We start from the raw sequence: 11,624 nt of genomic DNA on the forward strand, positions 1-11,624 counted from the left end.
TTGCACTGGCGCGCGAGAGGCCTATCCTCGCGTGCATGGCGCGGACCGAGACGCCTTTGTTCCGCCGGGCGCTGGCCCTCGTCGCGCTCTGGTGCCTGCTCTGGGCGGTGCTCGGCTGGCTGAGCCACCGCGCCATCCCAACCTATGACCGGCGCGCCGGCTATGCCGAGGCGATGCAGGCCTGCGCCGACGACCGCCTGCTGGCCGCGGCCAATGGCGAGCTGCTCGCCCGGCGGCCGAACCGGCGGGAGATGTTCGCCTGCACCGAGCGCACCCGCGGCCGCTTCATCGCGGCGGAGTCGGCGCAGCACCGGCAGGTTTCCGTCATGGTGCTGGCCTGGGCGCTGCTGCCCTCGCTGATCCTCGTCCTGCTCGCCGCCTTTGCCGCGGAGATTGGCCGTCTGCTCCGCACCCGCCGCCCAGGCTGACGCAGCGCCGCCTGCTCAGCGCGCCGCGCGCCGCGCCTCGAGTTGCCGTCCCCCCTGGTGGATGACGAACCGGTTCGCCTGCCCGTTCTCCGGGTGGAAGACGATCCGCGCATTGACCCCCTGGACGATGAACTCGGTGGCGCTGACCGCGCGCATCGGGATCGCCTCCTGCCCGGTGAGCTGCACGGTCAGCACGCCGTCGTCGCGAAGCGCGATGTCGGCGCCCGGCCCGCCCGTCTCGTAGCGGCCGACATAGCTCTGCAGCACGGCGCGGCCGACCTCGAACGCCGCCGGCTCGGGCGGCAGATCCCCGGTCCTGACCGCGCGCTCGGCGGCCGGCTCGCCTTCCGGATACATCTCCATGACCGGTACGCCGTCGGCGCCGCGCGTCATGCGGAACCAGGTCAGGCTGTTCGGCCCGTAGAAGAAGCGGTCGCCGCCGGCGGCGAACACCTCCAGGTCCTGCCCGCCCTCGCGCTGCGTGAAGAGCTTGCCGTCGCGCGTGAAGAAACGGCGCGTGGCGCTGCCGTCGCCGATCCGGTAGACGCCGAGGAACGGCGCCACCGCCGCCGGCGCGGCCTCGGTCCGGGTGAAAACGGGGAAGGGATCGCCCACCGCCAGCGCCGCCAGCCGCCAGGCGGCGACGCCCGGCGGGGTCGCCGCATTGTCGCTGTTCGCGAGCACCACGACATAGACGTCCTGCGCGGGCACGTAGACGGCAAAGGTGCTGAACCCGAAAATGCCGCCGCTATGGCCGATGGACGGCCGGCCCCGCAGCTGCTCCATCTGGAGGCCCATGCCGTAGGGATGGGTGCCGCCCCCGGCCAGGGGCGCGGGGCTCGTCATCAGCCGGTACATTTCGGGGCTCACCACCCGGCCGTGATGCAGCGCCTGGCCCCAGCGGGCCATGTCGGCGGCGGAGCCGACCAGGGCGCCCGCCGCATGCGGCACGCTCATATGCAGGCGGCGCATGGGCCCCGCCTGCGCATCGCCGCCGCTATAGCCCCGCGCCATGCCGGGAAGGCTCTCGCGCTCGACGCCATAGCCGATCGAGCCAAGGCCGAGCGGCCCGGTGATCCGCTCGGCGAGGACCCGGTGCCAGGGCTTGCCCGTGACCCGCTCGACGATCGCCCCGAGCAGCACATAGCCGCTATTGTTATAGGCCCAGGCCTGGCCCGGCGGGGTCGCCGGGGGCCGGTCCCGGAACAGGGCGACCATCTCGGCCGTCGAATAGGGCCGGTTGGTCTGCGCCTCGTCCCGCATGAAGCCGGGAATCGAGGTGTAGGACTGGATGCCGGACGTGTGGTTGAGCAGTTGCCGGACGGTCGCCGCGGCGCCGGGCTGCGGATAATCGGGGAAGAAGCGCGAGACCGGGTCGTCCAGCGAGATCCGCCCCTCCTGGACCAGCTGCAGCACCATCGCCGCGGTGAACTGCTTGGTCAGCGAGCCCAGCCGGAACACGCTGTCGGCGGTGAGCGGCCGGCGCCCCGCTATGTCGGCCATGCCGCGGCTGGCCGAGTAGATGGTCCGCCCGCCCCGCGTCACGATCACCGTCGCCCCCGGCCCGTCGGCCGGATACGCCGCCGCGAGGATCGCATCGGCCCGCGCCCGGAAATCGGCCGGCTGCGCGATCGCCGCGCCGGACCCGGCGACCGGCAGGACAGCGGGCGCCGCCGCCAGCGCGGCCGACGCGAACAAATGCTTCAACTTCATCAGCTTGACCCCGCTCCGCACGATCGCCGCCAGGCGATGTGTATTACTTGCCTAACTCACCATGTGGCGGCGCGGCCGGCGGGCGTCAAGCGAAAAGCGGGCCGCCGCTCAGTCCTTCAGCGAGGCCATGTCGATGACGAAGCGGTACTTCACGTCGCTCTTCAGCATCCGGTCATAGGCGGCGTCGATCTCCTGCATGCGGATCATCTCGATGTCCGAGACGATGCCGTGCTCGGCGCAGAAATCGAGCATCTCCTGCGTCTCGGGAATGCCCCCGATCAGCGAGCCGGCGATCGCCTTGCGCCCGAAGATCAGGGCGCCGACCGAGGGCGAGGGATGCGGCGAGTCCGGCACGCCGACCAGCACCATCGTGCCGTCCCGCTTCAGCAGCGCCGTGAAGGCGTCGAGATTGTGCGGTGCGGCCACCGTGTTGAGGATCAGGTCGAAGCTCCCCGCATGGGCCTTCATCTCGTCCCGGTCCCTGGAGAGCACCGCCTCGTGCGCGCCGAGATCGAGCGCGTCCTGCTTCTTGTCCGGCGAGGTAGTGAAGGCGACGACGTGCGCGCCCAGCGCCCGGGCGAGCTTCACGCCCATATGGCCGAGCCCCCCGATGCCGACGACGCCGACCTTCTTGCCCGGCCCCGCCTGCCAGTGGCGCAAAGGCGACCAGGTGGTGATCCCGGCGCAGAGCAGGGGCGCGACGCCGGCCAGCTGCTCCTCGCCATGCGCGATGGTCAGCACGAAATGCTCGTCCACCACGATTGCCGCCGAATAGCCGCCATAGGTGTTCTCGCCCGAGCCGTCGGCCCAGCCGCCATAGGTGCCCTGGAAGCCGTGCGGCCCCTCGCAATATTGCTCGAGCCCCTCGCCGCAGGAGGCGCAGGTCCGGCAGGAGCCGATCAGGCAGCCGACGCCGGCGAGATCGCCGACCGCGACCCTGGTCACCGCATTGCCCACCGCGGTCACCCGCCCGACGATCTCGTGGCCCGGCACCGACGGGAAGCGGACCCCGCCCCATTCCCCGCGCGCCGTGTGCAGGTCGCTGTGGCAGACCCCGCAATAGAGGATGTCGATGGCGACGTCCTTCGGCCCCGGCTCGCGCCGGTCGATGACCGTTTCGGCGAGCGGCGTGGTGGCGGACTGGGCGGCGAAGGCGCGGGTGGTGGTCATAGGGGCTATCTCCGGAGGCGCGAGCGTGGTTGGCCGCTTCTAGCGCCGGCGTGTGACGGAGATAAGGGGTCAGGCGGGGCCGGCCTTGCGATCGGCGCAGTGACCAGGGAGATGGTGGAGCCGAGGGGGATCGAACCCCTGACCTCCGCAATGCCATTGCGGCGCTCTCCCAGCTGAGCTACGGCCCCTAACCCTTCGCGCCCGGATGGGTCCGGGGCGGGTGAGGCGCCGCATGTAGGCGAGGATATCGCGCCGCGCAAGGCCGGTTTCGCAGGACGCCAGGAGGCCGCGGACGGCCCCGCCCCCCGCACGCCGTCAGCACCAGGGCGAAGGTGAGCGGGAGGCCCGCGGTCGGACTGTTCGCATCGTCTCTTCCGTCCCCTTCAGCTGTACCGCACGCCGCTGGACGCGCTGCCGCCCTTCGGATCGTACAGGCTGTAGGCCGCGCCCCAGGGGAAGCGTTCCTCGCCCCCGGCGAAGCTCCGGTCCAGCTGGCGCCGCAATTCGGCGCGGACGAAGGCCACCTCGGCCTCGCATTCCTCGGGCGAGGGCCAGTCGCCCGTCGAGGCGCCCGGCAGCAGCACGCCCCACATCGCCATGGTCAGCCGCCCTTCGAAATAGCAAAGTCCGAGCGAGCAGGATTCGCCGCCGAATTCGAACCCGTCGAAATAGAGCCAGGCATAGCCGTTGCCGAAGTCGCGCCCCCCGCTCGCAAACGCCGCGAGCGCCGCTTCCGCCTCGGCCCGGCCGCTCCCCGGCACGAGCCGCGTCAGGCCCGCCAGGTCGAGCGCACCGGTTGCCGGATCGATGGTCAGCGCATGCGCCATCGCGCCAGCATCTGCCTCGGGACGCAGCGAGGCAAGGCCGCCCCCTCCCGCTCAGGCCGCGGCGAAGCGGACATGGCCCTGGTCGTCGATCGGCCAGGCCGGGTTCCAGGCGATCTCCCAGGCATGGCCGTCGGGATCCGCGACATAGCCGCGGCAGCCGCCATGCCCGGGCGCATCCGCCGCCCGCAGCAATGTCCCGCCCGCCGCCAGCAGCCGCGCCATGGCCGGCGCGACCTCCGCCTCGTCCCGCACATTATGCGCCAGCGCGAACCCGCCCGACGCCCCCGGGGCCGCCAGCCCGGCATCCTTCGCCAGCGCGTCCCGCAGCCAGGTGCCGAGCACGAAGCCGTTCATCTGGTAGAAGAGGATCTCCTCATTCCCGAAAACCGGCGCCCAGCCAAAGCCCTCGACATAGAAGCGCCGCGAGCGCGCGAGCTCGGCGACGCCCAGGGTGATGACGGCGATCTGCTGCTGCATGCCGGGCTCCTTCGCGGCGACAACGCGCCAGCCGGGAAGCGGGGCTCATGCCCGGCAGGCGGACAAAGGTCGCGGAGCTCGGGCGCTACCTGATCGATCGGTCATTTCCACAAGTCTCAAAATGAGGTTGACATCGTCAGCGGCACCTGTCATTTCCATGATTATCGAAAAGAGGTAGTGATGGATTCGCCTTCGGCAATCGCCGCGCTCGGCGCGCTGGCACAGGAGCATCGGTTGACCCTGTTCCGCCTGCTCGTCCGGGCGGGTCCGGAAGGGATGGCAGCCGGGGCCATTGCGGACGCTCTCGGCGTGCCGAATTCCTCGCTGTCATTCCATCTGGCCCAGCTCCATCGCGCGGGCCTGGTCCGGCAGGAGCGGCGCCATCGATCTTTGCTCTACAGCGCCGATTATGACGCGATGAACAGGCTCGTCGCCTACCTCATGGAGAATTGCTGCGGTGGCCAGGCCTGTGCCCCCGAAACCGCATGCACGGCAACTGAAGACACGAGAAGGAAGAAAGCATGAAACGTCTCCACGTCCATGTCGGGGTGAACGACCTCGATCAGTCGATCGGCTTCTACTCCACCCTGTTCGGCGCGCAGCCAACATTGGTGAAGGCGGACTATGCCAGGTGGATGCTCGATGACCCGCGCGTCAATTTCGCCATCTCTGCCGGCATGCATGCCCGCAAGGGTATCGAGCATCTCGGCATCCAGGCCGAAAGTGGCGAGGAGCTGGCCGAGGTCTACGGCCGCCTCAGGACCGCCGGGCGTCCGGTGCTGGAGGAAGGCAAGACGACCTGCTGCTACGCGAAATCGGAGAAGAGCTGGGTCACCGACCCCGATGGCGTGATCTGGGAGGCATTCCACACGACCGGCGAGGCGACGGTCTATGGCGAAAGCCCGGAGCTTGCCGCCCTGTCGGCCAATGCTGACGAAGCCACATGCTGCGCGCCGGCAATCGCGACGTCCGCCGCATCGAATTGCTGCGGCTAGGATGAGCGAGAAGCCCGCCAACGTCCTGTTTCTCTGCACCGGCAACTCGGCTCGGTCGATCTTGGCTGAGGCGCTGCTGAACCGGGACGGTGGTCGGCGTTTCCGTGCCTTTTCGGCCGGAAGCCACCCGAAGGGCGAAGTCCATCCGATGGCCTTGGAGGTGTTACGCGATGGCGGCTTCCCGACAAGAGGCTTGCGGTCCAAAAGCTGGGACGAGTTTGCCGGCGCGGACGCCCGGCCCCTCGATGTCATCCTGACCGTTTGCGACAACGCAGCCGGAGAGATCTGCCCTGTCTGGCCAGGTCAGCCAGTGACGGCTCATTGGGGGATCGAGGATCCGGCTGCTGTCGAGGGTGCAAACCAGAGAGCCGCCTTCGAATTGGCGCTGCAACGTCTCGCCGAGCGCATCGAGGCACTCCTGGCCTTGCCCGGGGGCACGGACCGGGAAGAGTTGAAGGCCGGGCTGCGGACGATTGGCCAGATGTCGCGGGTGAATCTTGACTGAGGAGACTCCCCTGGGCCGGCGACTCGCGGCGGAGGGTGTCGGCTCATTCTTCCTGTTCGCCACTGTGATCGGCTCCGGAATCATGGCCGAGAACCTGTCGCGGGGGAACGATGCCGTGGCCCTGCTCGGCAACACGCTGGCGACCGGCGCCATCCTGTTCGTGCTCATCACGATGCTGGGGCCGATCTCCGGGGCGCATATGAACCCGGCGGTGAGCCTGGTCGCTGCCCTGCGCCGCGAGCTGGCCTGGCGCGATGCCGGGGCCTATGCGATCGCCCAGCTGGCCTTCGGTATCCTCGGCGCCTGGGCCGCCCACCTGATGTTCGAGCTGCCGGCGCTGCAGCTCTCGGTGAAGGCGCGCACCGGCATGGGCCAGTGTACCGGCGAGGCGATCGCGACCTTCGGCCTGATCCTGACGATCATCGGCACGGTCCGGCACCGCCCGCAATGGGTGCCGGCCAGCGTTGCGCTCTACATAACCGCTGCCTATTGGTTCACGTCCTCCACCAGCTTCGCCAACCCGGCGATCACCATTGCGCGCTCGCTGTCCGACAGCTTCGCCGGAATCGCCCCGGCCAACGTGCCATTCTTCATCCTGTCGCAACTGGTTGGTGCGCTCGCGGCTGCCGGCGTCGCGGCGTTTCTCTTCGCCAGGGGCGTGACGGAGAAGCCGGACTAGGGGGCTTGGCAGGCATTGCTACCTGCCGGATTGTCGCGCGGCTCAGCGCGCGCCGGCGGGGTTCGGAAGGCTGCCGCCCTGCCCGTTCATGTAGAGCATGACGTCGGCGCGGTCCTGGGGGTCGGTGACGCCGGCGAAGGCCATCCGGGTTCCGGGCGCGAAGGCGCGCGGAGAGCGCAGGAAGCGACTGGTCGTCTCCCAGTCCCAGTCGCCGGTCTGCTGAGCGAGCGCCGTCGAGTAGCTGCCATATTCAGGCCGCGAGGCGATGTTGTTGCCCATCACGCCGACGAGATTCGGGCCGATGCCTTGCGGGGCGCCGGTCTCGATCGTGTGGCACACGCCGCAGCGCCCCCGGAAGAAGCGCTCGCCGCGGGCCGCGTCGGCCTGCGCCAGATAGAAAGCGATCGGCCGCTCCGGGCCCTGGGGGTCGACCTTGACGGTTTCGACCGTGACCGGCGCTTCGGCGCGTTGCCCCAGCACCAGCCAGGCGGTGACGATGACCGCGGAAACCCCGGCAAAGACCAGCAGCAGCAATCCCTTGTTGAAAGGCTGCGGCGCCGGCCCGGCCACGCGCGCCTAGACCTCTTCCTCGTCCGCGCCGGCGCCGGGCACGCCGATATCGTCGTCGCCGCCCAGATCGACCTCGTCGTCCGGATTCTCCTCGGCGTCCTCGTCGACGTCGATCGCCAGATCCTCGGCGGCGAGATCGGCATCTTCCTTCTCGGCCTCGACCTCGGGCTTGGCCTGCTCGAACGGCAGGGGCTGCTTGGACTTCAGCACCGGCTCAGCCTGCCAGGCGACCCCGCAATTGATGCAGTGGATCGGATCGTCCTTGCCGAGATCGTAGAAGCGGGTCGCGCATTTGGGGCAGGTCCGCTTGGTGCCCCATTCCGGTTTCACCATGGGTGAAGGCTCTCCAACAGAAAATGAAAAAACGGGCGCCGTCCTGACGGATGGAGCCGGGTCGGCGCGCGCCTTGCCACATGGGGTCGGCGCTGTCAAAGCCAAGCCCCATGATCCGCTTTCGCGCATTGTCCGCCTCATGATCATCGCCGTCGACGGCCCCGCGGCGAGCGGCAAGGGCACGATCGCCCGCGCCCTCGCCGCCCATTTCGGCCTGCCGCATATGGACACGGGCCTCCTCTACCGCGCCACTGCGCTCAACCTGATGGAGCTGGGCGGCGATCCCGAGAGCGAGTTCGCCGCGGCGCGCGCCACCGATCTTTCCCAGATCGACTTCGGCGACCCGCAGCTGAAGAGCGAGATGGTCGGCGGCATCGCCTCGCGAATCTCCGCCTACCCGAAGGTCCGCCAGGCCCTGCTCGAGCGGCAGAAGCGCTTCGCCACCCAGGCCGGCGGCGCCGTGCTCGACGGCCGCGACATCGGCACCGTGATCGCGCCCGAGGCCGAGGTGAAGCTCTTCGTCACCGCCCGGCCCGAAATCCGCGCCCGGCGCCGCTATGCCGAACTCAAGGCGCGCGGCCTCGACGTCCATTATGCCGACGTGCTCGCCGACATCCACGCCCGCGACGAGCGCGACTGCGGCCGCGACGCCGCGCCCCTGGTCATGGCGAAGGACGCGGTGCTGCTCGACACGAGCGACCTCGACCAGGACGCCGCCATCGCCGCCGCCATCCACGCGGCCGAGGGCAAGCGCGCGCCGACCTCCTAGTCATCCCGGCGAAAGCCGGGACCCATGGGCTCGGCTCAGGGGGCCGTCGCCACCGTCACCGCCGTCGGCGCGGCCCCGCCTGGCCCCGGCGTCCAGGTCACGGCGACCCGGCGGCGGCGCTCCCCGATCTCGCCATCGGCGTTCATGACGTTCTCGCGCACGGCCAGCAGCACGCGCCCCGGCGTCTCGGCGACGACGCGCCATTCGAGCACGTCGCCGACCCGGAAGATCTGCGCCGCCTCGCGCGGATCGCTCCCGAAGGAGAGATAGATATATTCGCCGTTCATCGCCGGGTCGCCGCCCGTCGTGCTGAACAGCGAGGCGCCGGCATCGCCCTGTCGCTCCAGCACGACCACCCGCGCCACCGAGGCGGCATGCTGCAGATATTCGTCCGTATCGGGCTCGACCGTTGCCGGTGCAGCGTCGCCGATCGGTTGCGCGGAGGCGGCCGCCGGCGCGAGCCACAGGCCGAGCGCGAGCGCCGCTTTCAGAGCTATGGTCATGTCCGGCCTCCCCCTGTTGCGCGGTCATGATGCGCCCGCGCCCGGCGCCTGTCCACCGCGCCACTGCGCTGCCGGGCGCCCGGCTTGGCTTCGCTGCCGTAACCTGCCATGCTCGCCGCTCGGACCTACCGGGGAGAAAGTGATGCGTGGACGTTTGCTGGCGGTCGCCGCCGCTCTTTCGATGATCGGCCTGGGCAGCGGCGCGCTCGCCCAGTCGGCGGCGCCCCTGAGCCTCGCCGCCGGGTTGCGGGCGGGCGCGGACCTGAATCAGCCCGGCGACATTCGCGGCGGCTTCATCATCCCGACCCTGATCGTGCTGGCGATCATCGGCGGCGTCTACCTGCTCACCAAGGACGACGACCCCGCCAGTCCTTGAGCGCCGAAGCACGTCAGCTCGAAGGCGGTCCTGAGCCGCCTACCTGCCGCAGCGCCACCGCGCCAGATAGGGCCGGAGCGCTGCGAGCTGCCGCTCCAGATCCGGCGTGCGCGGCCGCGCGCCGCCGATCCGCGCCAGCCTTTGCCTGAGCCCCGCGCAGCGCGCCGCATGCGCCTCGCGCCGGGCCGCGCCGCTGCCCGCGCCATAGCCGACATGATCGAACGCCTCGCCGCCGTCGCTGTCGTTGCGGCCCGTCTGCCGGCCCGGCGCCGGATCGGCGCGGAAGGTGTCGCCCTCCGGCACCGGGCTGGCGAAGTCCCCGTCGCCCGCCCGCGCCGGCGCCGCCCGGCCCGGCCCGGTCACGGCGAGCAGGGCGCCCCCCGCGGCCGCCGCGCCGGCCACGCTGCCGAGAAAGGAGCGGCGGCTGAGCCCGCGCACCGTTCAGCCCGCCTGCTGCTGCTTCCTGGCCGCCAGCCAGGTGCCGATGCCGGTGCCGACGCCGACCGCCGCCGCGATCGTCACGTCCCCCGACACGAGCATCGCCGTGCCCCCGCCGACCAGCGCGCCGACGACCGGCAAGAGGATCTGCTGCATCCGCCACCTCCTCTTTGAAAGGGGGAGCATCTGCCTGTTCCGCCCGAGGTGCAAGCCCGTCAGAAGCCACGCACCGGGCGCCCGGGGCGTGCGCAGCAATTCCGTCATTGCCCGGCCTCTTCTCCAGCCACGCCACGCGGACTTTCTGACCGCAATCCGTGCGCGGCGATGAACATGGCGACGGCCGACCGGCAATAGGCTTCGATTTCGTTGTTGTCCCCTGCCCTCGCCTCATCGAAGCGTGCGATGAGCAGGAGATCGGATCCTTTGACAAGCGCGGCAAACAGGCGGGCGGACTGGAGAGGATCGGGCACGTTCAGAGCTGCCTCCGCGTGCAGGTGACGCAACAGGGCCTCGATTTCGGCGATGACATGGGCGGGGCCGGCTTCATAATGGCGCTTGCTCAACGACCTTTGATTCGTCTTGTCAGCCATGATCATGGCTTCGACACTGCGGACGTCCGGGCTCAACAATGTGCGCAGCAGGGATGTTGCCACCGCCATGAGTTGATCTTCGGCTGAACCGTCGACACCTTCCAGAAGCGCCTGTGGAGCAAACTCATGGCAGCGGGCCGCGATGGCCGCGCTGAACAGCGCCTCCTTGTTCTCGAAATGCCGATAGATGCTGAGCTTGGATACCTTCGCCCGTCGGGCGACCTTGTCCAGGGTCGTCGCCTGAAAACCCAGTTCCACAAAGAGTTCGCACGCGGCCTCGACGATCGTCTGGCCAAGCGCCTCGTTGGCGGGCCGGCCGCGCCGGCCCTGGCTGTTTTCGGTCACGACAACTCCAGTACTTGACAGTATCCTAATTCCTGCATTAGGATACCACGTAGTACCGGAAATGTGCAAGCCGGGCCTGACCCTTCATCTGCAACAGGAAGCCCATCGTCATGGATGACGTCATTATCATCGGCGGCAGCTTTGCCGGCCTCGCCGCCGCTCTGCAGCTCGGCCGTGCCCGCCGCAAGGTCACCGTTCTCGATACCGGCCTGCCCCGCAATCGCTTCGCCGGCCACTCGCATGGTCTGCTCGGCCACGATCACAAGCCACCGCTGGACATCCTCGCCGAGGCGCGGCAGCAGCTGGCGCGTTATCCCGCGATCAGGCTGGTCGCTGCCCGCGCCGACAGCGTCTCCGGCGCCATCGACGATTTCTCCGTCCTCACCGACAGTGGCGAAAGCCTTGGGGCGCGCCGCCTGATCCTGAGCTATGGCGTCGCCGACCAGATGCCTGATGTTCCGGGCTTTGCCGAAGGCTGGGGCACGTCCATCGTGCCCTGCCCCTATTGCGACGGCTTTGAAGTCGCCGGCCAGCATTGGGGCCTCGTCTGGTCCGGCCCGCAGTCGCACCAGCATGTCAGGCTGTTCCACGATTGGACCGACAGGTTGACGCTGTTCGCCAATGGTCACGACATTCCGCCCGATATCCGGGCCGACCTCGCGCGCCGCAACATCCCTGTCGTCGATGGCCGCATCATCGAGATCGCCCATCACGGGGGCCATAGCGCCACCGTCAAGCTCGATACCGGCGCCAACGTCGCGGTCGACATCCTGTTCGCGCATCCGCGCAACAAGCCGTCCGCAAGCTCATGAATCAATGGGTCTCACCATCGATACGCCCCTCGGCATCGCCATCAAGGTCGACGAGCGCCGCGAAACCAGCATGCCCGGCATCTACGCCGCCGGC

The 11,624-nt window shown here is 69.5% G+C and carries 18 protein-coding genes and 1 tRNA gene; 8 read left to right on the plus strand and 11 right to left on the minus strand.

What is annotated here, in order from left to right:
- Positions 1-35 precede the first annotated feature (35 nt).
- Positions 36-428, plus strand: a complete 393-nt coding sequence (locus VEC11_RS05880; protein ID WP_464129664.1) for a hypothetical protein — start codon at positions 36-38, stop codon at positions 426-428.
- Positions 429-443: 15 nt separating this feature from the next.
- Here VEC11_RS05880 and VEC11_RS05885 read toward each other — a convergent pair whose 3' ends face one another.
- From VEC11_RS05885 to VEC11_RS05905, 5 genes are all read right to left on the minus strand, one after another.
- The gene (locus VEC11_RS05885) at positions 444-2,141 is read right to left on the minus strand and encodes a serine hydrolase domain-containing protein (RefSeq protein ID WP_464129665.1); all 1,698 of its coding nucleotides are present in this window, start codon (positions 2,139-2,141) and stop codon (positions 444-446) included.
- A gap of 108 nt (positions 2,142-2,249) precedes the next feature.
- Positions 2,250-3,311: an NAD(P)-dependent alcohol dehydrogenase gene (locus VEC11_RS05890; protein ID WP_464129666.1), complete on the minus strand. Its 1,062-nt coding sequence runs from the start codon at positions 3,309-3,311 to the stop codon at positions 2,250-2,252.
- A 112-nt stretch (positions 3,312-3,423) separates the two neighbouring features.
- Positions 3,424-3,499 (minus strand) — tRNA-Ala (locus tag VEC11_RS05895).
- Positions 3,500-3,694: 195 nt separating this feature from the next.
- Positions 3,695-4,138, minus strand: a complete 444-nt coding sequence (locus VEC11_RS05900) for a hypothetical protein (RefSeq protein WP_464129667.1) — start codon at positions 4,136-4,138, stop codon at positions 3,695-3,697.
- Positions 4,139-4,189: 51 nt separating this feature from the next.
- Positions 4,190-4,615: a VOC family protein gene (locus tag VEC11_RS05905; protein WP_464129668.1), complete on the minus strand. Its 426-nt coding sequence runs from the start codon at positions 4,613-4,615 to the stop codon at positions 4,190-4,192.
- Between the two features lie 180 nt (positions 4,616-4,795).
- Here VEC11_RS05905 and VEC11_RS05910 point away from each other — a divergent pair, with 180 nt between their 5' ends.
- Genes VEC11_RS05910 through VEC11_RS05925 form a run of 4 tightly spaced genes read left to right on the plus strand, consistent with a single transcriptional unit; the run spans position 4,796 to position 6,794 of the window.
- On the plus strand, positions 4,796-5,140 hold the full coding sequence (locus VEC11_RS05910) for an ArsR/SmtB family transcription factor (protein WP_464129669.1): 345 nt from the start codon (positions 4,796-4,798) through the stop codon (positions 5,138-5,140).
- A complete protein-coding gene (locus VEC11_RS05915) occupies positions 5,137-5,610 on the plus strand; it encodes an ArsI/CadI family heavy metal resistance metalloenzyme (RefSeq protein ID WP_464129670.1) in 474 nt (157 codons plus the stop codon). Before VEC11_RS05910 ends, VEC11_RS05915 begins: the two co-directional genes overlap by 4 nt.
- Before the next feature lies 1 nt (position 5,611).
- Positions 5,612-6,115, plus strand: a complete 504-nt coding sequence (locus VEC11_RS05920; protein WP_464129671.1) for an arsenate reductase ArsC — start codon at positions 5,612-5,614, stop codon at positions 6,113-6,115.
- Positions 6,108-6,794, plus strand: coding sequence for an aquaporin (locus VEC11_RS05925; RefSeq protein ID WP_464129672.1), 687 nt, complete (start codon positions 6,108-6,110; stop codon positions 6,792-6,794). Before VEC11_RS05920 ends, VEC11_RS05925 begins: the two co-directional genes overlap by 8 nt.
- Positions 6,795-6,836: 42 nt before the next feature.
- On the opposite strand, the gene VEC11_RS05930 is transcribed toward VEC11_RS05925, so the two are convergent.
- Together VEC11_RS05930 and VEC11_RS05935 are read right to left on the minus strand one after the other, a co-directional pair.
- Positions 6,837-7,364 (minus strand): c-type cytochrome, encoded by a 528-nt coding sequence (locus VEC11_RS05930; RefSeq protein ID WP_464129673.1) that lies wholly within the window; start codon positions 7,362-7,364, stop codon positions 6,837-6,839.
- A 6-nt stretch (positions 7,365-7,370) separates the two neighbouring features.
- Positions 7,371-7,697: a TIGR02300 family protein gene (locus VEC11_RS05935; RefSeq protein WP_464129674.1), complete on the minus strand. Its 327-nt coding sequence runs from the start codon at positions 7,695-7,697 to the stop codon at positions 7,371-7,373.
- Between the two features lie 139 nt (positions 7,698-7,836).
- Between VEC11_RS05935 and cmk the strand changes: the two genes are divergently transcribed.
- The gene (gene cmk / locus VEC11_RS05940) at positions 7,837-8,466 is read left to right on the plus strand and encodes a (d)CMP kinase (protein ID WP_464129675.1); all 630 of its coding nucleotides are present in this window, start codon (positions 7,837-7,839) and stop codon (positions 8,464-8,466) included.
- 35 nt (positions 8,467-8,501) lie between these two features.
- Here the strand turns inward: cmk and VEC11_RS05945 are convergent, their stop codons facing one another.
- Positions 8,502-8,969, minus strand: coding sequence for a hypothetical protein (locus VEC11_RS05945; RefSeq protein ID WP_464129676.1), 468 nt, complete (start codon positions 8,967-8,969; stop codon positions 8,502-8,504).
- Between the two features lie 142 nt (positions 8,970-9,111).
- On the opposite strand from VEC11_RS05945, the gene VEC11_RS05950 reads away from it, so the two are divergent.
- On the plus strand, positions 9,112-9,345 hold the full coding sequence (locus VEC11_RS05950) for a hypothetical protein (protein ID WP_464129677.1): 234 nt from the start codon (positions 9,112-9,114) through the stop codon (positions 9,343-9,345).
- A gap of 39 nt (positions 9,346-9,384) precedes the next feature.
- On the opposite strand, the gene VEC11_RS05955 is transcribed toward VEC11_RS05950, so the two are convergent.
- From VEC11_RS05955 to VEC11_RS05965, 3 genes are all read right to left on the minus strand, one after another.
- Entirely contained in the window at positions 9,385-9,783 is a 399-nt protein-coding gene (locus tag VEC11_RS05955; RefSeq protein ID WP_464129678.1) for a hypothetical protein, read from the minus strand.
- 3 nt (positions 9,784-9,786) lie between these two features.
- Positions 9,787-9,939 (minus strand): hypothetical protein, encoded by a 153-nt coding sequence (locus tag VEC11_RS05960; protein ID WP_464129679.1) that lies wholly within the window; start codon positions 9,937-9,939, stop codon positions 9,787-9,789.
- 104 nt (positions 9,940-10,043) lie between these two features.
- Positions 10,044-10,718, minus strand: a complete 675-nt coding sequence (locus VEC11_RS05965; RefSeq protein WP_464129680.1) for a TetR/AcrR family transcriptional regulator — start codon at positions 10,716-10,718, stop codon at positions 10,044-10,046.
- 110 nt (positions 10,719-10,828) lie between these two features.
- On the opposite strand from VEC11_RS05965, the gene VEC11_RS05970 reads away from it, so the two are divergent.
- The gene (locus VEC11_RS05970) at positions 10,829-11,530 is read left to right on the plus strand and encodes an FAD-dependent oxidoreductase (protein WP_464129681.1); all 702 of its coding nucleotides are present in this window, start codon (positions 10,829-10,831) and stop codon (positions 11,528-11,530) included.
- Positions 11,531-11,624 lie beyond the last annotated feature (94 nt).

This window comes from Allosphingosinicella sp. (assembly GCF_035626655.1).
GTDB lineage: Bacteria > Pseudomonadota > Alphaproteobacteria > Sphingomonadales > Sphingomonadaceae > Allosphingosinicella.

Bases quoted from the DNA above. Each gene is read 5' to 3' on its own strand.
- VEC11_RS05945 (WP_464129676.1), bottom strand. From the start codon at position 8,969: ATGACCATAGCTCTGAAAGCGGCGCTCGCGCTCGGCCTGTGGCTCGCG.
- VEC11_RS05905 (WP_464129668.1), bottom strand. From the start codon at position 4,615: ATGCAGCAGCAGATCGCCGTCATCACCCTGGGCGTCGCCGAGCTCGCG.
- VEC11_RS05935 (WP_464129674.1), bottom strand. From the start codon at position 7,697: ATGGTGAAACCGGAATGGGGCACCAAGCGGACCTGCCCCAAATGCGCG.
- VEC11_RS05960 (WP_464129679.1), bottom strand. From the start codon at position 9,939: ATGCAGCAGATCCTCTTGCCGGTCGTCGGCGCGCTGGTCGGCGGGGGC.
- VEC11_RS05910 (WP_464129669.1), top strand. From the start codon at position 4,796: ATGGATTCGCCTTCGGCAATCGCCGCGCTCGGCGCGCTGGCACAGGAG.
- VEC11_RS05915 (WP_464129670.1), top strand. From the start codon at position 5,137: ATGAAACGTCTCCACGTCCATGTCGGGGTGAACGACCTCGATCAGTCG.
- cmk (WP_464129675.1), top strand. From the start codon at position 7,837: ATGATCATCGCCGTCGACGGCCCCGCGGCGAGCGGCAAGGGCACGATC.
- VEC11_RS05885 (WP_464129665.1), bottom strand. From the start codon at position 2,141: ATGAAGTTGAAGCATTTGTTCGCGTCGGCCGCGCTGGCGGCGGCGCCC.
- VEC11_RS05880 (WP_464129664.1), top strand. From the start codon at position 36: ATGGCGCGGACCGAGACGCCTTTGTTCCGCCGGGCGCTGGCCCTCGTC.
- VEC11_RS05890 (WP_464129666.1), bottom strand. From the start codon at position 3,311: ATGACCACCACCCGCGCCTTCGCCGCCCAGTCCGCCACCACGCCGCTC.
- VEC11_RS05950 (WP_464129677.1), top strand. From the start codon at position 9,112: ATGCGTGGACGTTTGCTGGCGGTCGCCGCCGCTCTTTCGATGATCGGC.
- VEC11_RS05920 (WP_464129671.1), top strand. From the start codon at position 5,612: ATGAGCGAGAAGCCCGCCAACGTCCTGTTTCTCTGCACCGGCAACTCG.
- VEC11_RS05900 (WP_464129667.1), bottom strand. From the start codon at position 4,138: ATGGCGCATGCGCTGACCATCGATCCGGCAACCGGTGCGCTCGACCTG.
- VEC11_RS05970 (WP_464129681.1), top strand. From the start codon at position 10,829: ATGGATGACGTCATTATCATCGGCGGCAGCTTTGCCGGCCTCGCCGCC.